The 22,894-nt window shown below is 45.2% G+C and carries 18 protein-coding genes and 3 tRNA genes; 7 read left to right on the top strand and 14 right to left on the bottom strand.

Annotated elements, in window-relative coordinates:
- Positions 1–15: 15 nt before the first annotated feature.
- From hcaD to hcaE, 6 genes are all read right to left on the bottom strand, one after another.
- The gene (hcaD, locus tag FTU90_RS02470; protein WP_005172868.1) at positions 16–1,242 is read right to left on the bottom strand and encodes a 3-phenylpropionate/cinnamic acid dioxygenase ferredoxin--NAD(+) reductase subunit; all 1,227 of its coding nucleotides are present in this window, start codon (positions 1,240–1,242) and stop codon (positions 16–18) included.
- 5 nt (positions 1,243–1,247) lie between these two features.
- Positions 1,248–2,213 (bottom strand): 3-carboxyethylcatechol 2,3-dioxygenase, encoded by a 966-nt coding sequence (locus FTU90_RS02465; RefSeq protein ID WP_074383973.1) that lies wholly within the window; start codon positions 2,211–2,213, stop codon positions 1,248–1,250.
- Between the two features lie 113 nt (positions 2,214–2,326).
- Positions 2,327–3,142, bottom strand: coding sequence for a 3-phenylpropionate-dihydrodiol/cinnamic acid-dihydrodiol dehydrogenase (hcaB, locus tag FTU90_RS02460; RefSeq protein WP_005095434.1), 816 nt, complete (start codon positions 3,140–3,142; stop codon positions 2,327–2,329).
- 2 nt (positions 3,143–3,144) lie between these two features.
- Complete coding sequence (hcaC, locus tag FTU90_RS02455) at positions 3,145–3,471, bottom strand: 3-phenylpropionate/cinnamic acid dioxygenase ferredoxin subunit (RefSeq protein WP_005095433.1); 327 nt, start codon at positions 3,469–3,471, stop codon at positions 3,145–3,147.
- Positions 3,471–3,989: a 3-phenylpropionate/cinnamic acid dioxygenase subunit beta gene (gene hcaF / locus FTU90_RS02450; protein WP_180071899.1), complete on the bottom strand. Its 519-nt coding sequence runs from the start codon at positions 3,987–3,989 to the stop codon at positions 3,471–3,473. Before hcaF ends, hcaC begins: the two co-directional genes overlap by 1 nt.
- Complete coding sequence (gene hcaE / locus FTU90_RS02445) at positions 3,986–5,353, bottom strand: 3-phenylpropionate/cinnamic acid dioxygenase subunit alpha (protein ID WP_005095430.1); 1,368 nt, start codon at positions 5,351–5,353, stop codon at positions 3,986–3,988. Before hcaE ends, hcaF begins: the two co-directional genes overlap by 4 nt.
- A 280-nt stretch (positions 5,354–5,633) precedes the next feature.
- On the opposite strand from hcaE, the gene hcaR reads away from it, so the two are divergent.
- Positions 5,634–6,542 (top strand): DNA-binding transcriptional regulator HcaR, encoded by a 909-nt coding sequence (gene hcaR, locus FTU90_RS02440; protein WP_005172878.1) that lies wholly within the window; start codon positions 5,634–5,636, stop codon positions 6,540–6,542.
- Between the two features lie 379 nt (positions 6,543–6,921).
- Here the strand turns inward: hcaR and FTU90_RS02435 are convergent, their stop codons facing one another.
- From FTU90_RS02435 to FTU90_RS02405, 7 genes are all read right to left on the bottom strand, one after another.
- The gene (locus tag FTU90_RS02435; RefSeq protein WP_005095425.1) at positions 6,922–7,782 is read right to left on the bottom strand and encodes an alpha/beta fold hydrolase; all 861 of its coding nucleotides are present in this window, start codon (positions 7,780–7,782) and stop codon (positions 6,922–6,924) included.
- Between the two features lie 284 nt (positions 7,783–8,066).
- On the bottom strand, positions 8,067–9,326 hold the full coding sequence (locus FTU90_RS02430; protein ID WP_180071923.1) for an OprD family outer membrane porin: 1,260 nt from the start codon (positions 9,324–9,326) through the stop codon (positions 8,067–8,069).
- A 429-nt stretch (positions 9,327–9,755) separates the two neighbouring features.
- Entirely contained in the window at positions 9,756–10,775 is a 1,020-nt protein-coding gene (gene dmpG / locus FTU90_RS02425) for a 4-hydroxy-2-oxovalerate aldolase (RefSeq protein WP_004278525.1), read from the bottom strand.
- An 11-nt stretch (positions 10,776–10,786) separates the two neighbouring features.
- Positions 10,787–11,680, bottom strand: coding sequence for an acetaldehyde dehydrogenase (acetylating) (locus FTU90_RS02420; protein WP_004278526.1), 894 nt, complete (start codon positions 11,678–11,680; stop codon positions 10,787–10,789).
- Between the two features lie 24 nt (positions 11,681–11,704).
- The gene (locus tag FTU90_RS02415) at positions 11,705–12,502 is read right to left on the bottom strand and encodes a 2-keto-4-pentenoate hydratase (protein WP_005095421.1); all 798 of its coding nucleotides are present in this window, start codon (positions 12,500–12,502) and stop codon (positions 11,705–11,707) included.
- A gap of 406 nt (positions 12,503–12,908) precedes the next feature.
- On the bottom strand, positions 12,909–13,577 hold the full coding sequence (locus FTU90_RS02410) for an HAD-IA family hydrolase (RefSeq protein WP_180071898.1): 669 nt from the start codon (positions 13,575–13,577) through the stop codon (positions 12,909–12,911).
- Between the two features lie 195 nt (positions 13,578–13,772).
- On the bottom strand, positions 13,773–14,729 hold the full coding sequence (locus FTU90_RS02405; RefSeq protein WP_005095416.1) for an RluA family pseudouridine synthase: 957 nt from the start codon (positions 14,727–14,729) through the stop codon (positions 13,773–13,775).
- A 766-nt stretch (positions 14,730–15,495) separates the two neighbouring features.
- Between FTU90_RS02405 and FTU90_RS02400 the strand changes: the two genes are divergently transcribed.
- The 5 genes from FTU90_RS02400 to FTU90_RS02380 all read left to right on the top strand — a co-directional run bounded on the left by FTU90_RS02400 (position 15,496) and on the right by FTU90_RS02380 (position 21,497).
- A complete protein-coding gene (locus FTU90_RS02400) occupies positions 15,496–18,981 on the top strand; it encodes an Rne/Rng family ribonuclease (RefSeq protein ID WP_180071897.1) in 3,486 nt (1,161 codons plus the stop codon).
- 173 nt (positions 18,982–19,154) lie between these two features.
- A complete protein-coding gene (locus FTU90_RS02395) occupies positions 19,155–20,996 on the top strand; it encodes a long-chain-acyl-CoA synthetase (protein ID WP_180071896.1) in 1,842 nt (613 codons plus the stop codon).
- Positions 20,997–21,191: 195 nt separating this feature from the next.
- Positions 21,192–21,267 (top strand) — tRNA-Lys (locus FTU90_RS02390).
- Between the two features lie 20 nt (positions 21,268–21,287).
- Positions 21,288–21,363, top strand: a tRNA-Lys gene (locus tag FTU90_RS02385).
- A gap of 58 nt (positions 21,364–21,421) precedes the next feature.
- Positions 21,422–21,497: transfer RNA gene (locus tag FTU90_RS02380), tRNA-Lys, on the top strand.
- A 180-nt stretch (positions 21,498–21,677) separates the two neighbouring features.
- Here FTU90_RS02380 and FTU90_RS02375 read toward each other — a convergent pair.
- On the bottom strand, positions 21,678–22,370 hold the full coding sequence (locus tag FTU90_RS02375) for a hypothetical protein (RefSeq protein ID WP_180049814.1): 693 nt from the start codon (positions 22,368–22,370) through the stop codon (positions 21,678–21,680).
- Positions 22,371–22,613: 243 nt separating this feature from the next.
- Between FTU90_RS02375 and FTU90_RS02370 the strand changes: the two genes are divergently transcribed.
- The gene (locus tag FTU90_RS02370) at positions 22,614–22,889 is read left to right on the top strand and encodes a PspC domain-containing protein (protein WP_005172901.1); all 276 of its coding nucleotides are present in this window, start codon (positions 22,614–22,616) and stop codon (positions 22,887–22,889) included.
- The last annotated feature ends 5 nt before the right edge of the window (positions 22,890–22,894 follow it).

Below are 22,894 nucleotides of genomic sequence, written 5' to 3'. Positions count from 1 at the left end.
ATATCTCAATACAACTTAAGCAATTTTGCGTAAGTCTTGTGCCAGATCCAAATGTTTTTCAGCTTCAAAAGCCGTATTCTTGCTGATCATTTTTTTCAGATGACGCATTTCTTTGGCCGCATTGACGGTAATACCGGCAACGATTTGACCATCTGTCACACCATACATCACAAATGAATTGTCTGCGCCTTTGGCTGCATCCATGTCGCCACGAACCAGCCATTGGGTCGCTGCCATATCACCGACAAACTGGAAGTTGATATTGAGCTGATCGGTCCAGAACCAGGCCGGATTGGCTTTTGGATGTTCGACACCCATGACATGACGCGCAAAAATGCCTGCCTGAAGATTGGCATTTTCCCAAGTCTCGACACGGCGGAATTCGCCGTCTTCACGAAGTTGTGTCGCGACATCGCCTGCTGCATAAATATCGGCATTTGAAGTCTGGCAATTTTCATTGACCTTGATCGCTAGATCAGCATCTAAACCGGCTGCAATGGCAAGCTGTGCGTTTGGCACAATTCCGATTCCATAAACTACAGCATCAGCACGTAACTCTTCGCCATCAGCTAAAGTCACCACAATTTCTTCACCATCTAAACGGCAAGCTGCAACTTGAGTATTTAAGCGAACATCTACGCCTGCCAGACGATGTTGTTCAAGCAGAAACTCACTTAAAATACGCGGTGAACAACGACCCATCACCATTGGTCCCTGCTCAAGCACAGTCACCTGACAGTCTTTGTAACGCGCAGAGGATGCCAGTTCAAGACCGATCACACCGCCACCGATCAGCAGAATACGTTGACCTGCTTGCAATACAGGAACCAATGCCTGTGAGTCTTCAAGGTTACGCAAGGTATAAACATGTTTGCCTAACGCATCGAAGTTTGGCAGACGGCGCGCGGCACCGCCTGTTGCGAGAAGCAATTTGTCATAAGCAACAACATCACCATTTTGAAGTTCAACCGTTTTCGCGGTCGCGTTGATTTGAGTCACGCCATTGCCACGAATGGTGGTCACGCCAAGATCAGCCAGTTTTTCTGCTGACAGAATTTCAATCTTGGTGTCCTCAGGTTTTAGAATCACATCTTTCGACAGTGGCGGACGCTCATAAGGAAGATGCGTTTCATCACCAATCAGAATGATTTTACCTGCGTACTTGTTGCCACGAAGTTCTAAAATCGCGCTTGCACCTGCCTGGCCAGCCCCTACAATTACGATGGTTTCGATGTTGCTCATGTCAATTAACCTTTTAACTCTGCAGATACGATGCCGAAGCCCGCAATCCATTCACTGATATCTTCATAGCAGTGTGTTGTCATGTCGTATTCGCCCATTTCGCTTAAGGCTGCAAATGCGGCCATCCAGGAACGGACTTCCTGACCACCACGACCGCCGTCACGACGAATTTCATCTTCTGTCATGGCTTCTAAGGTCGCAAAATCAGCGTTCTTGAAGGTTTCAAGCAGTGCACGATCCCATTCAGCATTTAAAGGAACTGCAACCGAAGTATCGCCTGCTGCCAGTTTCTGACCGACTGCAATGACTTTGCCCTGACGTGCTTCACGTGCTTCAGGCGTTGGATTACGACCTGCAATCAGGAATTCTTCTACTTGTGGTGGAACCGAACCCATTTGCGGTGTGGGTGGATCATGCGACAGACCACCTGTACCTAAAACAAGGACACGCTCATTTTCAAGGTTTAAAGATTTAATAAACTGACCTACAGCACGGCCCAAAGCAATGGTACGCTTGGGGGTTGGCATCGGTGCTGCAGCGCCATTAATAAAAATTGGAATCGTTGGATAACGATCGAGTTTGCCGTCACACAGGAAGTGCAATGGCTGAGTCACCCCATGATCCGCCTGCATACGGTAAGAATATGCAACGTCGACACCTTCATCGAGTACACGTCGAACCAAACCTAATGCTTTGTCTTCAGGTACATCAATGTGATCATTGTCTTTACCATAATCCCAGTCACCCGCAGCTTTGGCACGAATACCGACACAGAAACTTGGCATCAGGTCATAGAAGAAACCATTAAAATGGTCAGGACCAAAGGTGATGATCAGGGTTGGGTCGTAAGCTTTTACTTCAGCAGAGAGTTTTTCAAAAGCATCACGAACGGCTTGTTCTTTACGCTTTTCCTGTGGTGAAGCAAATTCCATTAACGGACTGTGCGATGCACAAATAAGTTTAACGGCCATGAGAGACTCCAAAAAGGAAGACTTAAATCCTCCCCATCCTTCCTTTAAAAAGGAGGGAGATTTTCTCCCTCTTTTATAAAGAGGGGGAAGGGGAGATTTTTAAAAGCAGATTTTTATTCGTCAAAGAAACCGGCACGGGGCTGACGTAAGCCACGAATCCCCAGACCGCATTCTGCATTGATCAGAACGCCAGTCAAAGGACGGTTATTTTGACGAGATGCCAAGAGTACGTATGAACCTGTCATATCTTCCGGTTCAGGCAAGAAATTCAGTGGCATACCACGTGCAATTTTCTCAGGATCACGTGCATCGAGCAGGCCAACATTTTCCTGACCGAGCGACGCTGCGCCTTTGATATTCACATTCATACCTGACGGTGCAACCGCATTCACTCGTACTTTAGGCGCAAGCTCATAGGCCAATTCTTTCATAATACCCACCCCTGCATGCTTAGATGCAGTATATACAGGGCCTCCGCCAGCGGAGTACAGTGCCGAATTAGACAAAGTAAATATGATAGAACCTTCAGAAGCGATCAATGCATCCAGTGCAGCCTTCGCGCCGAGAATGAGCGACTTGGTATTAATCCCCATAATCTCGTCAAAGGCTTTTTCCAGCTGCTCACCAGAGGTATTGACGATATCGGCATAATGATCCCAGATCCCGGCATTGCCGACGAAACAGTCGAGTTTGCCGAAACGCTCTACAGTGGCATTCACTGCACGAACGTTGTCTGCATAGCTGGCTACATCGCCTTCAATCGCAAGAACTTTACCGCCAAAGTGTTCGTTTAATGCCTCCACTTTTGCTTTTGAACGTTGAAGAACGGCAACTTGTGCACCTTCTTCCAGGAAACGTTCCACTAGCGCCCAGCCTAAGCCTGAACCACCACCGGTAATAAGTGCAACTTCGCCTTGTAGCCAACCCATGATTACTCTCCTGCCATCTCTACATATAATGCGCCGTCTTCAACCACTACCGGGAATGTTTGAATTGGATCAGTTGCTGGCAAGCAAAGTGCCTCACCTGTTTTCAAACAGAAACGTGCAGCATGAAGTGGACATTCCACTGTACCGTCGTCTTCCAGATAACCTTCAGACATAGACGCATTGCCGTGTGAACAGCGGTCGTTCATTGCGAAGAACTCACCACCGTTATTGAATACTGCCAATGCATCAATACCATTCACGCCGCAATCTACTTTTAGCGCTTCGCCTTCGTCTAATTCGTCAACTTGGCAAACAAAAATCTTATTCATTAGAAGAATACACTCAGGTTATGTGAGCTATAGGTCGCTTGATCCAGCATGATCCTACGGTTGAAGATCTGGAAGCCGAGGCCGCCTTCAACTTTACGGATCTTGTCATGGCGTTTACCGCAGTAAATGACAATGTCTTTCTCTTTTTGCGTACGATATAGCAAATAGGTTACATATACGTCGTATTCGCCTTCAACTTCAGCTGGCTCTACGATCACGTTGCTCACCATGTGAGTGGTACGTGATGGAGGCTCTTCAGCCCAGGCCATACCGGTTTCAAGACGTGCGACACGACGCTCTAAAAGGTCTTTGGTATCGTTGAATACCCAAGTCGTCGGTGGCTCAACTGAACGGCGACGGTCACGGGTTTGCGCGTTTGGTGTGGTACGTAGCGTATAAGAAATATCTTCAGCCAAGGTATCCAACCAATCGCGGAATTTCCAGTCGTCCAGCAATTTTGCTTCGCGATACAGGAACTGACTGATTTGATGATGAAGTTCTAAACTCACTTGACTCATTTCATAAGCTCCTTCTCGTATGCGTCAGCTGCTGCTTCAACGTCTTCCCATTTTTCATGGATCAATAAATCTGCCCAGCGGCGGTACATGCCACGTGCTGCAGTTTCAGAGAAAATATAGTTGGTGATCCCCGGAATACCGTCTTCACGGATTTTCTCGTTGCCTTTACCCATTTCCATAATGAGTTTGTTTTGACGGGCTTTATAACCACGTAAAACTTTTTGGATTTCGATCCAGTTTTCAGAGTCATCTTGCTCTAGGAAACCAGCAGGACCGAAAGCACGCGTTGCAGAACGTTCAAATGCTTCTTTGACTTCTTGCGATGCTTCAGCATCCGCAATACAGAATGCCCATACTTCAGTTTTGTTTGGACCACGTGGGTGCCATACACGAAGCGTTGCCGTACCGTTCAACCAAGACAAGGTCGGGAACATGGTGTTATGACCTGCAAGACGCAGGGCACGGACTTCACCTAAACGCTCTTTTACTTCTTCATAAGTTTCGCGGAAGTAGTTGGCTACTTCACCGTCGACCCATACGTTTGCATCTGGTTTTTCTGTAAAGAAGAAGCCTGAACCGTGACCACGTGAACCGTACTGAAGTGCATCTTTAGCCGTTTCCCAGACTGGACGAGCCGTTTGTGCAGCACCAAGTTTTTTCGATGCTTCATCATCTGGTTTTGCGCCAAGGACTTGGATCGCAGATGCATGAGAGAACAAGGCATGATATTGGTCAGATGCAAACTGTTCCGCTGCAAATTTCCAGTTACACTCGATTTCCCATTTGTGTACACCACCGATAATTTCTGTACCACCTGGACGACGGTCAAGTACACCATCTAGATACCAGGCGATATCGCCCATGTATTCTTCAAGATCAGGTGTGGTTTCATCCCAACAAGCGAATACCAGACCTTTGTAAGACTTGACACGATTCACTTCGACCAAGCCCCATTGCTCTTTACATGCACCTTGTGGGTAAGCACGTTCTTCAAGCGGAATGTCTTTTAAAGAACCGTCAATGCCATAAGACCAGCCGTGGTATGGGCAAGTGAATGCACGGGTATTACCACAGTCTGCGAAACTCACACGCATAGAGCGGTGACGGCACTGGTTTAAGAATGCTTTGATTGAGCCATCTTTTTGACGTGCCACGATGATCGGATCTTCACCCATATAGGTATTGAAGAAGTCACCCGCCTTTGGAATCTGGCTTTCATGACAAAGGAACAACCAAGTACGGCCAAAAACGCGTTCAAGTTCTAATTCGTAAATATCTGGATCTGTATAGATAGATGGAGTGATACGCCCATTTTGTGCATCGACTAAAGCGTCGATTTCACGCACATCAATTTTTCCACTCATGAAAAGCTCTCCTGTGACCCATCAAGGCACAAAGTAAATAGACTCAATTCGAATGGATAATGGATTTTGGATTGATTTTGGGGAAATATTTTTTTTGTTTCAATTAATAGCTTTAAGCAATTATTCCACGTGCTTGTTCTGATATTAAAACATTAATAAATATCTCAAGAGTATTTACTTTCTAAATATCAAAATAACCTTCACGACATAGTTGTTTATAGATTATACTTCTATGAAATTATAGTAAGACATTTTTTGGATTACTCTTCGGGCTGATGACATGGAATTACGACACCTTCGCTACTTTATCACCGTTGCTGAAGAACTGAACTTTAGTAAGGCAGCACTTAAACTTTATACGGCTCAACCCTCACTTAGCCAGCAAATCAAAGACCTGGAAGAAGATGTCGGCGTCAAGCTACTCAACCGAACCAAACGTAAAGTGGAGCTGACCGAAGAAGGTGCCGTATTTCTGGAACAGGCGCGCCTGACCCTGGCACAAGCAGACAAGGCCGTTGCCATGGCACGTCAGGTGTCACAAGCCAAGCAGCAAATGCTACGGATTGGTTTTGTTCCGGTGGCCGAGATGAAAATCTTCCCGTATATCTTGCCAAATCTGCGTGTGCAAAATCCGGATTTAAAAATTGAATTGCTCAGCCTGAACAATAATGAACAAATGCGTCTGTTGAAAAAAGGCGATCTGGATCTGACTTTTACCCGTCATAACTTCAATAGTGATGAAATTGAAAGCCAGTTTGTGATTCGTGAGCCTTTGATTTTTATATTACCTAAAGATCACCCATTGGCAAAATACGAGAGAATTCCAGTTAAAGCATTGAATGGTATTGATTTTATTATTCCATCAGCAGAGCAGTCACATACTTTGCATCATGCCATTCTGGACTTTGCCAAAGCCAATAATGTTGAGCTCAACATCGTACAGAAAGCGGATAACATCCTGTTCAATATCAACTCGATTGGTATTGGCTTGGGCTGCACCATATTACCGGGCTATATTGTACCGCTGACCATGGACAATACCGTAATTCGCCCTCTGGACGTGGAACTGCCATATCTGGATCTGTATGTCAGTTACCACAAAAACAACAAATCCTATGCGGTAACCAAATTCCTTGAGCTATTAACTCGGGTGTTTTATCTGGACATTAACCGCGACGAACAGGACTAATCCCGCTCCATCCCCGATCAAGCATATGCCATTCAACTTTTGAGTAGCATGTGCTTTTTTGTTTTATCATTTTTTGCTAAAAAATTTATTTTAAATTCTATTTTTTGATAAAGGATCAATCTGTAGCTCCTTAATTGGTCGCCTGATCTAGGCTAATACTGCCTGTTTTTCACCCTAAACTCCCTTCATTTACAACTTAAGTCTAATAAAAGTTAAGTCAGTTTTTTCTCGGCTTAAATTTAATAACTTGCTAAAAATAATTAGATTTTTACATCAACCTATACAAATGAGAATCATATGCACTTAAATACATTCTGTTCAATATTTTGCCCACAAAAAAAGGATGACCGAAGCCATCCCTTTTTAAAACACGGTAAAATTATTTTACGCCGTGAACAGCAAGATAGTTTTTGATCACAGTATTGAATTCGTCTGCTTTCTCAACTTGAGACCAGTGACCACATTGGCTGAAGATGTGCGCATCAGCATTTGGAACCACATTCAGGATGTCCCAAGTACGTGATACTGGAATGACCACGTCTTGCGTACCATGAATCAATAACACTGGCACAGTAATATCTTTCATTTTTTCGAAATCAAGCGGGAATTCGAAACGGTCACGGTCACGTGCGCCAACTACATCCATCAAACGATTTGATGCATAGTCATTTGCAGCAGAAGCAAAGCGAACTTTAACCAGTTCATCCGTGATCAAGTCTTTATTTACCACAAACATTGACAAGGTTTTCTTGATGCCTTCTTCAGTCAACACCGGGTTTGCATGCGCTTTAAGTGCAGCAGTCTGTTTCGCACCGCCCGTACCCATAGACACGATACCCAAAACGCGCTCTGGATAATCCAGTGCCAACTGGAATGCCAACCAGCCACCTAAAGAGTTACCCACTAACCAGGTTTTTTCGATACCCAAAGCATCTAGCGTACGGATCGCATGGTCTACCCAGGCACGAATACCATATTCAGTGTTTGGCGCAACCACAGTTTGGCCATAACCAATGGTATCAATCGCGATGCAACGTGCTTGCTCACCAATTTGTGGCAGGTTTAACCACCAGTTTGCCGCAGCAGATACACCTGTGCCTGAACCGTGTAAAAATAGAATAGGCGTACCTTCACCAATTTCGTGGTAATGGGTCAGCTCACCTTCAGCAGTTTCAATCCATTTGTCTTCCAAGCCAAAGAACGGATCTGTTTGATAGTCAGGGATTTGAACAGTGCTCATATTACTTCCTCTTACAGTCTTTCGCTTGCGTGTCCCTCTCTTTTCAAGAATTCGACGTCAAGTTGACTCATTAAAATGACTTTTTTACATCCTTATCTTAACCGCTCAAGACGGGTCAACTGATACAAAATTACGATTGCACACTACAAAATAAATATAATTTAAGTTTATGTTTTATATGGTTATTTTAATATCAAAATCCTTATTTATTTTCAGGATTTAGTTTATGTGCAGATAGAAAAACAGCGCTACACCGGATAGCGCTCTTGATCAAGGCAGCAGAATTAGAACTTATAGGTATAAGTGGTTGCTACACGGTATTCCTGAAGGTCTGGTTTTGCTGGATTTGCAAAATTCACATCAATATACATGCCCTGTACGCCTAAACCTTTTAATTTACCTTCTGGCACAGTGTAATTGACGATTGCATTCACTTCATCCGTATTGAAGTTCTGACCTTGATATGCTCCGGTACCTTGCTGATCATAGCCTTTGAAATAAATCGCTGTTGCATTTAGTCCCTTCAAGCCGACTTCAGAAAAGTCATAACCATAAGACACATGCCATGACTTTTCTTCCGGCGCTGTGAAAGTTGCGACTCCCCAGTTTGCCAAATAAGGCTGTGGCACCCAGCCTCCCAATGTCGGGAATGCACTGTCACCAAACATTTGCTGATAACCCACACCGACCGTATGCGTACCATGATTGATTTTTGCAGCTACCGATAATGCCTGGTTGTCGATCTCACCATATAATTTATCGCCAGATTCGGAGTTATTGAAATAACGCACATGACTATCTAATTTGGTTTTTTCACCTAACCCGATTTTGTAACTCACACCCAGATAATGCTGCTGGTAAATGTCTTGAACATCGGCATACCAATAACTTGCACCCAACTCTTTTGTCAGCTGGTGATCTATACCGGCAATCCACATCCCATCCGCTTCTGCACCATTATCAAATTGTGGTGGATTAAATTTGGTTAAATCACGGAACTGGTTGTCATAACGGTTGTTAATCCCGTCAATATAAGCCAGTGTAAGCTTAGTATCTTTAAGCTCTTTCGACTCTAACCATGCACCGCTATAAGTTGTTAACAACTGACGCGATGGATCAAACACTAAAACTGGCGACACTGGGCGTAATTCACCAACTTTTAATTCGGTTTCTGAAACCTTGGCTTTTAAGGTTGCACCGACTTTACCGAAATGGTCTTTTGATTGCTTGCCATCATGCGGTAAAACCCAATCCGGATTCTTATCACGACCTTTGAATTTAACTGCATGTTGAACTAGCACATCAGCACCGACCTTTATCCCACCGCCAATATCGTGATAACCCGACTTGGCATCCAGAGTCACCCCTTGTGACCAAGAACCCCAGTTACGTGATGAAGCATCATCTTGATACTGGCGATCTAAATAGAAATTTTTAAATTTTAATTGCACATTACTGTCGTCAATAAAATCTGCATTCGCTGCAGTTGTTCCTAAAGTTGCTATCGCAGCAAACATTGCTATCCATAAGTTTTGACGACGCATCATGAGTTCCCCATTTAACAGATAAAATCTATGTCGCCATCATGCGCAAGTCGATTTAAATAAAAAATCCGACCACAGTATTAAGATTTTCTGCTTTCATCGGCCGATATTTCAGACCTCTCCTCAAGCAACCAATCGCTTAGATTTTAAAACGATTAATTAAAATAAAAAATTGACCAGATATTTAATTCAAACTTTTGTTTCTTCTATTAATAAGAGTAAATTTTTTAAAATCTTTCAGCAGCCATTTTTTATTTATCGTTTTTATGTTTAAGGAAAATATAAAGCCAAAATAATCGCCCTACAATATTATCACTAAAACATCTCACCCCAGAGTTTTAATATATTAATCAGTCTCATTTAAAATAAAAAAGCACCCAATTTGGATGCTTTTTTATCAAACTTATTTTAATACTGAGCGATTAAAAGTTAAGCTTGTAACTCACGCGCTTTAGACATGGTTAATGCTAAATCTTCAATCATGTCTTCCTGACCACCGACCGTACCACGACGACCAAGCTCCATCAGGATTTCACGTGCAGAAACGCCATATTTTGCTTCAGCGCGTTTAGCAAACAGCAGGAATGAAGAATACACACCCGCATAACCCAAAGTTGCTGCATCACGATCGGCACGGATCGGGTTGTGCATCATTGGAATGACCAGATCTTCAGCAACGTCTTGTACTTTGAACAAGTCAACGCCAGTGTCCATGCCCATACGGTTTGCAACCGCAATGAACAACTCAAGTGGTGTATTACCCGCACCCGCACCCAAACCTGCAGATGCCAAGTCAACACGTACTGCACCGGCTTGTACCGCAGCAACCGTATTCGATACACCCATACCCAAGTTATGGTGACCGTGGAAACCGAGCTCAATGCTTGGGTCCAAGTGTTGACGTAAATGACCAACACGATCGATGACATCTTGAGGAAGCATATAGCCTGCTGAGTCAGTGACATAGATACAGTTTGCACCGTAAGACACCATCTTGTTTGCTTCTTCAAGCAGTTTTTCAGGAGTCGCCATGTGAGCAAGCATTAGGAAGCCCACTGTGTCCATGTCTAACTTACGCGCAGCAGTGATGTGCTGTTCTGAGCAATCCGCTTCTGTACAGTGCGTTGCAACACGAATAGTAGAAACACCAATTTCATGCGCCATTTTTAAATGGTCAACCGTACCGATACCAGGTAGAAGTAATGCAGAAATTTTTGCATTCTTCATACGTGGTACAACAGCTGTTAAATATTCTTCGTCAGTCGCAGCAGCAAAACCGTAGTTGACGGATGAACCGCCAAGGCCGTCACCGTGCGTGACTTCAATTAAAGGTACGCCTGCATCATCAAGTGCTGTTGAAATCGCAATCATTTGCTCAACAGTGGTTTGATGGCGCTGTGGGTGCATACCATCACGCAAAGTCATATCATGAACAATAATCTTAGACATGTGGTTGCTCCTTAAGCGTCTTTATTGAATACGTGTTCTGCAAACATCTCTGCAGTACGTGCTGCAGCAGCAGTCATGATGTCAAGGTTACCCGCATATTTCGGCAGGAAATCACCAAGCCCTTCAACTTCTAAGTAAATTGACACGCGGTTGCCATCAAAAACTGGACCATTGACAAGCTTGTAACCCGGTACATATTTTTGAACTTCTTTAATCATTGCGTGTACAGATTCAGTGATCGCCGCTTGATCCGGTTCACCTTCTACCAGACAGTGAACCGTGTCACGCATCATCAGTGGTGGCTCAGCCGGGTTGATGATGATAATCGCTTTACCCTGTTTCGCGCCGCCCACTTTCTCAATGGCACCGGCAGTGGTACGGGTAAATTCATCAATGTTTTTACGTGTACCTGGACCTACTGATTTAGTCGATACCGTTGCAATGATCTCACCATATTCAACCGGTTGAACGCGAGAAACTGCAGCAACCATCGGAATCGTTGCCTGACCACCACAGGTGACCATGTTTACGTTTGGTACTTCGCCACCCGCAAGCAATGCTTCAAGGTTGACCGGTGGTACACAGAATGGACCGATCGCAGCAGGCGTTAAGTCAATCATCAGTACGCCAAGTTCATTGAGCTTGCGGCTGTTTTCAGCATGTACATAAGCAGACGTTGCATCGAATGCAATTTTAATATCATCTGCAATCACGTGAGGCAGAAGACCATCCACACCTTCAGCGGTGGTTTTTAAACCCATTTTTGCAGCACGTGCCAGACCTTCAGAGGTCGGGTCAATCCCCACCATCCACACTGGCTCTAACCATTCGCTGCGTTGTAACTTGTAAAGCAAATCCGTACCAATATTACCTGGACCGATCATTGCACATTTAATCTTTTTCATGAATGTACTCTCTTGGAATCTCGATTATTCAGCAGCAAATGCAGCTGTAACAGAACCGAAGCCTTCAATTTCAACTTTGAATTCATCGCCTGGTTGAGCCACAACCATAGGCCCTAAGGCACCTGTTAAGATAATGTCGCCTGCAAGTAATGGACGACCACGGCGTACCATTTCATCTGCCAGCCAAACTGCAGCATTGAGTGGATTGGCCAGACATGCTTTACCCACACCTTGAGACACAACTTCGTCACCACGGGTCATGACCATTTTGCAGTTCACCAGATCAAGGTTTTCAAGTTTTACAGGTTGAGAACCTAAAACGAATGCTGCGGAAGATGCATTATCTGCAACTGTATCAATTAAACTGATTTTCCAGTTTTCGATCCGGCTATCGACCACTTCAACTGCAGGCAGGGCATACTCAGTCGCGCTGATGATGTCAGCATAGGTATGTTTTTCTTTGGTCAAATCCTGGTTAATCACCAATGCGATTTCCGCTTCAACCTTAGGTTGAATCAGCAGACCTGCAGGAATTACTTCACCATCGCCATAGGCCATGTCAGCAAACAACATACCGAAGTCAGGCTGATCTACGCCGAGTTGCGCTTGAACCACTTTAGAGGTTAAACCAATTTTACGGCCGACCAGACGGCGACCTTCAGACAAAGCGCGCTCGGTATTCACTTCTTGAACGGCATAGGCAATATCTACGTCAGCACTTTCACCACCCAGTTCTGGGCGAATCGGCGCGATCGCAGTTTGTGATAATTCAGCGCTACGAAGGGCTTGTGCAACTGATTCAACAACAGCAGAATTCGACATCAATGTTTCCTTAAACTGCAAAAATTAGGCTTATGCTGAGATCTAAGATGGACAGAAAATATGGACATGATCAGGCCGATAATCCGTCAGGATTACCTTTCTCAGAGCGAGCATAGGAATAAACAGTTTTAGAATGGGAAAAATACGGCTTTTATGCCAATAGTTATTTTATTTTTTGCTATAGCTATTATCTATAAAGAAAATCCATAAAAACCAAGACAAAACAAAATGTTAGTATTTAAAATACATCATTATTTAGCAGAAAAACTCTGCTAATCCGACCGAATAAAATCAACATAATTGTGACTTTAGACTAAAAGATAAGAGCAAATGCTTAAATCTGTAGCGCTCCCCGGCAGTTTTAAACCGGGGAAATACCATTTTTTACTGTAACCAAGATAATAGATTAAATCACTTGTTTCCATTGGACTTTAGCCAACAATGCCGCATGTAAAGCGGTCACATCATCCACGATACAGACCGGATTGAATTGCGCCAAAAGCTCAGGTTCATGCACGCCATAGCTGACACCGACACTTGGCATGGCCATATTTTGTGCCATTTCCAGATCATAAGAAGTGTCACCGACCATAAGCGCATGTTTGGCCTGCACACCTGTTTCTGCCAGTATTTCTTCTAACATGAGTGGATCCGGTTTGGAACGGGTTTCACTGGCAGCACGCGTGGTCACAAACAGCTGCTCACTGTTGGTCTGCTTCAAGACACGATCCAGACCTTTACGGCTTTTACCCGTCGCCACTGCCAGCTTCACACCGTGTTGCTGCAAATCTGCAAGCATATGTGCCACCCCTTCAAACCAGGAATCTCCGGAAGAGTTTGCCACATAGTGTTCGGAATAACTTTGTAAAATATTGGCATGCAATTCAGGCACATTCGGAAATAAACGCTGTGCCACTTCAGGCAAACCTAAGCCAATAATGCTTTTCGCGTCTTCATCGCTTAAGGGCTGCTGAAACTGCTGTGCTGCAAACTGCAAACTCGCCACGATTTGACTGATCGAATCAAATAACGTGCCATCCCAATCAAAAATGACCAGTTTTACAGGTGTGTTCATAAGGTTTCCTAAATTTGATTCAAGGTTAGGTAGCTTTACCACCTCTCTCTAGCCCTCTCCTTGTAGAAGAGGGCTAGAGAGAGGTTTAATGCCTAAAATCTCCCCTAGCCCCTCTTTAAGAAAGAGGGGAATTCCCTCCTTTTTCAAAGGAGGGTTAGGGTGGATTGAATTTATTAAAAGAAAAAAAATAAGTCTTTACTGAGCCGTCGGCTTATCCGCTTTCTGTGCTCTTAACTGCGCCACCAGACTCTGCATATCTTCCGGCAAAGGTGCTTCAATCATGGCATAACCCGGAATCTCCAGACGCATGGCATGCAGACACAAGCGGCGCGGTTTCGGCCCGTTATAACCAGTTTCATGACCATATTTTTCATCGCCTACTAGCGGATGCCCAATACTCAAACCATGTACACGAATCTGATGGGTACGACCCGAAAGTGGAGAGGCATAGACCAGTGTGGCATGCATAAAGCGTTCCTGCACATTCCACTGCGTCTTCGACTCTTTACCTTCTTTCGGCGATACACAGACACGACGCTCGCCATTGGCCAGCTCATAGCGATGTAAAGGCGCATCAATCAACTGACGGTCAAGTGCTACGTTACCTTTGACCACAGCAGCATAGGTTTTTTTAATTTTATGTTCACGCAGCATGTCCTGTAAGCTTTTCAGTACGCTACGTTTTTTCGAGATCATCACCAGACCAGACGTGTCACGGTCAATACGATGAATCAGTTCCAGATATTTTTTCCCAGTCGCTGCACGTAAGCCTTCGATCAGACCATATGCGACACCACTACCGCCATGTACCGCGATGCCCGAAGGTTTATTCACCACCATCAGACCTTCATCTTCATAGATCACGCGGGCCAACAAACCATTGGCAACCTTGTCAGAGATGGGCGCAGCAGATTCATCTTTTTGCTCATAACGGATCGGTGCAACACGAATCTGATCAGCAATCGCCAGTTTGGTTTCTGCCTTGATGCGTTTTTTATTGACGCGCACCTGGCCTTCACGAATCAGGCGATAGATACGGCTTTTTGGCACACCTTTCAAACGACTAAACAGGAAATTATCGATGCGTTGTCCATCTTGATGTTCATCCACTTCAAACCAAGTGACGTTTTGCCATTGTTGCGTAGAATTCATACAGTTACTATGACCCAAAAAATACTAAAATTGATTAAAAACTGATCACTTAGGTTATGCTTTACACAAGAAACATAAGCTTAGCCCATAGGCAGATGATGCAAGGTTTGATATAGTCAGCGCACGGAAACCATCGTTTGTGGGTAAAAGTTGAATCATTTCAGATTTTTCTGAACTTGATTGTTCAATTAAAGACTCACATGATACGGGAAGGTCCCCAAAGAATTATGCCGACGCCGAAGGCTTATTATATCGGCAAACAAAGCAAACTGTTGCGTTTAATTGTACCTCAGGTACATAAATCAGTTTGTCTTAAAAAATATGTCGCCAACTTTCGTTGGTTTTTAAACGTAAACTGATACACATCAGATTAGTCGCACCCTGAAGACGACTTCAGGCTACAGCGTCGATGCATTGGATCTGCACAGTTTGTAAAGATACGACGACAATTCCGTATCAAGACACTTTCTATAAAGAAGGGATGATCTTCGAGCAATGTGACAGTGAAAGTTACATACATCCAATGCACCGCTCGTCCGCCAGTGAAGCGTTCAGGTGACTTTAATCCGTTTAAAGATTGAAGCCGTATTGCCATCATCAATACGTGAATCAAAACCGAAGCCTATCTATACAAGTAGAAGCCGGTAAGAAAAGACTCAGACCACAATGAAATTCATTGCAGATTTGAGCCATTGATCCGTGATGTGTGATGTTCGCTACGTGTATAGCGATTTTTTGCTGTGTATCACTATAAGGTGTTACACCCATGAAACGTATGTTGATTAATGCAACACATGCCGAAGAAATTCGCGTTGCACTTGTCACTGGTCAGCGTCTTTACGATTTTGATTTAGAGAATCGTACCCGTGAACAAAAAAAATCCAATATCTATAAAGGTCACGTGACTCGCGTTGAGCCTTCTTTAGAAGCTGTATTCGTCGAATATGGTGCAGGTCGTCAAGGCTTCCTGTCGATGCGTGAAATCGCAAACTCATATTACAAAGCCGATCCACGCCAGACCTCAAATATCCGTGAACTGATCACGGAAGGCACCGAGCTTTTGGTTCAGGTGGAAAAAGAAGAGCGTGGCAATAAAGGTGCTGCCCTGTCTACGTTTATTTCACTTGCTGGCCGTTACCTGGTTTTAATGCCAAACAACCCGAAAGGTGGTGGTATCAGCCGTCAAATTTCTGGTGCTGTGCGTGAAGAACTGAAAGAAATGCTGGCGACGCTTAACGTACCACGTGGCATGAGCGTGATTGTGCGTACTGCCGGCATCGGCCGTTCACAAGAAGAGCTGCAACTTGATCTGCAACATCTGCTTGACCTTTGGGCACAAATCCAGAAAACAGCAAGTTCTGGCCCATCTCCAATGTTGGTGCATCAGGAAGCGGGTGTGGTGACACGTGCCATTCGTGACTACCTGCGTGATGATGTTGCGGAAATTCTGATTGACTCTGAGCAAGCCTATAACGAAGCTTATAACTTCGTAAAAGCAGTGATGCCACGTCAACTCGACAAACTAAAAACCTATACCTTAAATGAGCCTTTATTTGCTCATTTCGCGATTGAAAGCCAGATTCAGACTGCCTATGAACGTGAAGTAAAACTGCCTTCTGGCGGTTCGATCGTCATCGATCAAACTGAAGCTTTGGTGTCGATCGATATCAACTCAGCAAAATCGACCCGCGGTAGTGATGTTGAAGATACTGCGCTGAACACCAATATTGAAGCTGCAGAAGAAATTGCGCGTCAATTGCGTTTACGCGATATCGGCGGCCTGGTGGTGATCGACTTTATCGACATGACCAAAGATCGCAACCAGCGTATGGTGGAAGCGAAACTTCGTGAAGCGACCCAGAGTGACCGTGCCCGTATTCAATTCGGTCAATTGTCACGTTTTGGCCTGATGGAAATGAGCCGTCAGCGTCTACGTCCTTCTCTTGAAGAAGCGACTGGCTATGTCTGCCCACGCTGTCATGGTACCGGCATGGTGCGTGACTTGCGTTCACTTTCACTTTCAATCATGCGTAAAGTGGAAGAGATTGCGCTGCGTGAACGTCAAGGTGAAGTTCAGGTCGAAGTTCCGGTCGAAATTGCTGCATTCATGTTGAATGAAAAGCGTCATACCTTGGTATATCTGGAACAGACCTCGAATGTACGTGTGACAGTATTGCCGCATCCGCATCTAGAAACACCGCATTATGAAATTACCTATAATGCCGAAGGCTTTGCCCCAACCAGCTATGAACGTACCGAAGCGACCCGTTCAAGTGAAAAAGAATTGGGCTATGAGTCTTCTGAATGGCATCTAGAAGAAGAGCAGCATGCGCAACACGCAGCACCAGCGCCTTCACAGCCGCAACAAAACAACGGCCGTAATAACAATAAACGCCGCAATCCACAAAACCAGCCGGCTCAACCGCAAGTGGCACAGCAAACACCTGTACAGGCAGTAGCTCCAGTAGCTTCAAGCAGCCCATGTGCATGGTTAGAAAACCTGTTTGTACAAAAACAGGCAGCGACTGTTGATCCATCACGTACTGCCAATAATGCTGCAGCAGCGATTGAACAAATGATCAATGGCGGTGCGGTAAGTCGTGGCCAGTTCGGTCAGGTGGCTGCACCGGTTGCACAGCCAGCACCACAGCACGTAGCACAACCTGCTGCTGTATCAAGCAACAATAATGCTTACCTGGCACCATCGACTGTTGCACAAAAACAGGAACGTGATGCGGCAGAAAAACCGGCAGAGCGTGAAGAAAGGGCACCACGTCACAACAAGAAACCGCGCAACCCGAACCCGAAGCACAAAGAACCGCGCGAGCAGGTTCAGTCTGAAGCTCCTGCACCTCAGCAACATCAAGTGCATGAAGAAGTGGTTCAGGTGTCTCGTCAAGAACAACGCCATGAAGCACGTGAAAACAAGCGTCATTCTCGCCGTCAGCATCACAACGAGCCAGCGCAGCAAAATGATGTTCAGAACAATGAACAACAGCCACAACAGGCAATGCCGCGCCGTGACCGCCGCAACCAGCAACGTCCGGAACGCCCAAATCGCCACCGCGATCCAAGTGTTCTGAACGAACAAGCGCCTCAGGCAGCTCCTGCAGTTGTTGAAGCGCCGGCCGTCAATGACAAGCAGCTTCGTGTTGAATTGGTCGATGCACCCCGTACGGATGTGATGCCAACAGCAATGGTCGTAAATATTGACCAGGCAAAAAGCGAAATCGTGGCATTGAATGACAATGCTACAGTTGCAACGCCAGCAGTTGAAGCCACTGCACCGGTAGATGCGCCAGTTGAAGCGGCTGCAGCTGAAAATGTGGTTGAAGCCACCTTGACAGCTCCTGTGGAAGAAATTGTAGCGACTGAAGCAACGTCTGAAAAAACACGGGCCAGCAACGATCCGCGTCAGCGTCGTCGCCAGCAGCGTGCAGCACAGTCGCAACAACCTGCAGCTCAGCAGTTAACACCGTCACAAGTGCCAACTTTGGGCCAGTTCACCATTGGTAGCCTGATTCGTCATGTCTATGGTGAAGACTGCTCAGTGCTGATTGAACAGTTTGGTTTATTACCAACCTTCAACCGTGCTTTAGAAAAGTTCACGAAAGAGTACAACGCGAGTCTGGTGGCTGCCGCAGCGCCTGCTGCTGCTGCAGAGAAAAAACCGGTCACCCGTGATGTTGAAGTAACGGTAGCCAAGGTTGAAGCAGAGCCTGCTCCAGTCCTGGACCTGAACCCACCAAAACCGGTCTCAGACAAGCGTGTTGCCAACGATCCACGTGAGCGTCGCCGTTTGGCTAAACAGGCTGCGGAGCAGGCTTTGCAACAAGCCAAACAGCAGGCAAAAGTGGAAGCCGCGCCGGCAGTTGAAGCTGCGCCAGAACCTGTAGCAGTAGAAGCACCAGCTGAACCTGTTGAAGCAGCTGTAACTGAAGCACCTATAGCATCGGAAGCAGTGATTGAAACGACAGAAAATACTCAGCCGACGGAACCAGCAACTGAAACCGCAGCACCAGTAGAAGTGACCACTGAAGTTGCACCAGCTGAAGTTCAGGTCGAAGAAGCTGCTCCAGCTGAAGCAAGTGCTGAAACAGAAGCGCCTGTGGCAAAAAGCAAAGATGTGGCAGAAGCGACCCTAGAGGAAGCTGAAGCCAGCGAAGCGGAAAAAGCCGAGAAGCAAGCTGCTCGCCCGCGTCGTCCACGTGGCCGTCCACCGAAAAAAGCCAATACTGCAACTGAGTCATAATTTGCCCAATTGCAGTCACATAAAAAAACCTAGTCATTTCGATGACTAGGTTTTTTTTGCTAGATTTGGTCAAAATAGGTAGATTGCACTAGCTTTTTAACGTTAAAAGATGGATAGCTTGTCTACTGTATATAAATTAAACCTATCGGATACGAAAAACAAATAGGATTCTCATGACCCAAATGAAACCGCACGATCTTATTGGTATTGCAGATGTCGCTGCCAAAATCCCGGCCTTCTTAATCAAAGTGCCTAATTTGCTGACTGGGCTAAGACAGGCTTATTTACGTACTCCGAATACACCGGCCGGTCTGGGTCTGGCTTTTGAAAAAGCTTCACAGCGTAATCCGGAAGGTATCGCTTTGCGTTTCGAAGATCAAAGCTATAGTTATACCGCTCTTAATGCCTGGGCCAACCAGATTGCACATTTTTATCTTTCCTTGGGTGCCAAAAAAGGTGATGTCGTGGCGCTGATGGTCGAGAACCGCCCTGAACTGATTGCCAGCGTGCTCGGTCTGGCCAAACTCGGTGTCACCACGGCACTGGTCAATACCTCGCAAGTGGGTAAGGTGCTGACCCACAGTATCAACCTGGTCAAACCAATTGCGGTGATTGTCGGTGAAGAGTGCCGGAACGCGGTCAACGAGATTCGTGATGACCTCAATATTAGCAGTGATCGCCTGCATTGGTTTGCCGATCAAAATACTCAAGCCGATCCGGGTCAGGCGCCTGCGGGCTTTATCAATCTGGCTGAAAAAATCGATCTCTCCCCGAAATTCAATCCACCGACCACCCATTCGGTGCAAGGCAAAGATGGGCTGTTCTACATTTATACGTCGGGCACCACCGGCCTGCCTAAGGCAGTCATCTTTACCAACGGGCGCTGGACGCTGGCTTATGGCACCTATGGCCATGTGCTAAACCTCAAAAAAAATGATGTGATGTACTGCACCCTGCCGCTTTATCATGCCACAGGCATGGTGGTGTGCTGGTGTGGTGTGATTGCAGGTGCAGGAACGCTTGCGATTCGACGTAAATTCTCGACCTCCTCCTTCTGGAAAGATGTAAAGAAATTTGATGCTTCTGCAATTGGCTATGTCGGTGAGTTGTGCCGCTATCTGATGGATGCCCCTCCCTCTGAACTGGAAAAAGACCATCGGGTCACCCGAATGATTGGAAATGGCATGCGCCCGAATATCTGGGACAAGTTCAAATCCCGTTTTGGGATTCAGGAAGTGCTGGAATTGTATGCGTCCAGTGAAGGCAATGTCGGTTTTAGCAATATTTTCAATTTTGACAATACCGTCGGTTTCTCCCCGACACCCTATGCCATTATTGCCTTTGATAAAGATAAAAATGAACCGGTTCGGGATAACAAGGGTCACTGCAAACGGGTGAAAAAAGGTGAAACAGGTTTACTGATTGGTAAAATTACCCGCCGCTCACCCTTTGATGGTTATACCGACTCGGAAAAAAACAAGTCCGTGATCATGCAGGATGTATTTGGCAAAGGTGATGCTTATTTCAATACGGGCGATCTGGTACGTAATATCGGCTTTCGTCATGCCCAGTTTGTCGACCGCTTAGGTGATACTTTCCGCTGGAAAGGTGAAAATGTCTCGACCACCGAAGTCGAAAATATGCTCACCGAGTATGACAAAATTGTTGAAGCCGTGGTCTATGGCGTAGAAATTCCCAATACCAATGGTCGTGCCGGTATGGCCGCGATTACCCTGCAACCCGATGTAAAATTGGATGATGCAGATTTAGCAGCCATGGCCGCTTGCTTTAAAAAATGCTTGCCTGCTTATGCCGTTCCGGTGTTTTTACGTATCCAGCAGCAAGTCGAAACGACAGGCACCTTTAAATACCAGAAAAACAGGTTGAAAGAGCAAGCATTCGATCCGAATAAAACCGATGAACGCCTGTTGGTTCTATTACCAGGTGCAACGGCCTATTCTGAGCTCACAGCAGAGATTTTTGCCAACATTCAGGCCTACCAATATCGCTTCTAAGTACTGAAGTTGCCTATTTTTTGTTTAGATAAAGCACAATTGTTCTATTTATAATCAAACATGGGCAACTTTGTTATTTTTTGCTTGCGCTGAAATGAGATCTTGCTACAATACGCTCCATCAAACAAAGTGGTGCTTTAAGCTATTTAGCTTGACTTGCACTATACATTCAAACCTAGTTTGAATGCCGGTTCAGGGCCGTTAGCTCAGTTGGTAGAGCAGTGGACTTTTAATCCATTGGTCCCGCGTTCGAGTCGCGGACGGCCCACCATTTCTTTGATATCCCTTGATGGGCCGTTAGCTCAGTTGGTAGAGCAGTGGACTTTTAATCCATTGGTCCCGCGTTCGAGTCGCGGACGGCCCACCATCATTCTAAAACATCAGTTTTAGAAATCTCAATCAAAGTCATTTTGATTACCCAGAATGGGCCGTTAGCTCAGTTGGTAGAGCAGTGGACTTTTAATCCATTGGTCCCGCGTTCGAGTCGCGGACGGCCCACCATTCTTTACTTAGAATGTCTTCTGAAACATCCCCTACACTATTTTCATTTGCTTTCTATCAGCTGCTATTATATGTTCACGCTTGGATTTTAGGCTGATTTGTCTTCAAAACTTGTTTTGATTTTTAAATAGTTTTCTTTAATCCAATTCTAAAAAAAGAGCAGCGCCGTTTCTTATCGCATTATTTTCTAATATCAAATGTGGTGTCTTTTACCAGCTCATAAGCTTTAGAGGGTGCAGGATAGCCGCGATCAAATAATTCACGATTGATTCTTTCCTTTTCACTATAGATTTTGTCCAGATTCATCACCAGATGGTTCGAATCCTTAATCGTATAATAAAAGCTCGCCCCTTCTTTACGACTCACCACCACCTCGGTACGCTCCGGATTGATAAACCAACGGTCTTTGCGATAGGTGATATTGCTGGCAGTGCTACTTTTGGCATTATCAATAAACACTTTGCCATACTGCAAAATGCTGCGATGCACCGTACCATCCGGCATTAAGGTCAAAATAAATTCTGCCTTACCCTCATTGCAGGGCGCAAAGTTACCATCACAGTCGATCTCGGTATAATAGCGGCCGATAAAATCTTTGGCATAATCTGGTACGACGGCCAGATTTGACTCGGTTTCTGCCCGAAGGGTAGCTTGCCCTGCTACCTGAGTTAAAGATTTTGCACTCACCGGAACGACATCTGGCTGTGCATTCGCAGCGGAAATTTTCACCCCCTCCTGCCCTGATTCTGCCTGAAGCTCCTGCTCAGGCTTGACTTGATGGCGATCACAAGCCTGTAGCATGCCCATTCCCCCCAACATTAGGCCGAATTTAAAAAAACTGCTTAATGTACAACTTGATACATCCAATTTCATTTTAAAGCATACCTAAATTAGGAAACACAGCACGTACAGAGCACATTGCAAGCCAATGAACTTTACACAAGAGTTCAATAGAATTTTCACTATGTTAGTGGCTCTTAGAGCTGGATTTAATCTTTATTAACATTACTTAACGAATTTATTTGCAATCAGCACTTTAAAAATTTTGATCCAACTCCATTTTTGAAGTATGGATCTGTTTTAGGATTCAACCCTATTTTTAATCAGGAGATTTTAATGGCCAATGTTGGTTTATATCGCTCTAACCGCTCAAACATGATTGCAGGTGTGATGGGTGGTATTGCTGAACGTTTTGGTTGGAACGCAAATTTATTACGCCTTATCTTTGTGGTGATTTCGGTCATGAGTGCTGCATTTCCGGGTATTCTGGTCTATCTGGTTCTGTGGTTAATCATGCCAAAAAAGCAGTACAGCATTGAACAGGACAAGGTTCAGCAAGTTCAGGACTATCAAAATCCTGTGCGCACCGTCAATCAGGATAAACGCTATTAATCTGC

The organism is Acinetobacter sp. YH12200 (assembly GCF_013418175.1).
Lineage (GTDB): Bacteria > Pseudomonadota > Gammaproteobacteria > Pseudomonadales > Moraxellaceae > Acinetobacter > Acinetobacter pseudolwoffii.
Note: the sequence above shows the minus strand (reverse complement) of the source record. Positions and strands in the feature narration are given on the sequence as shown.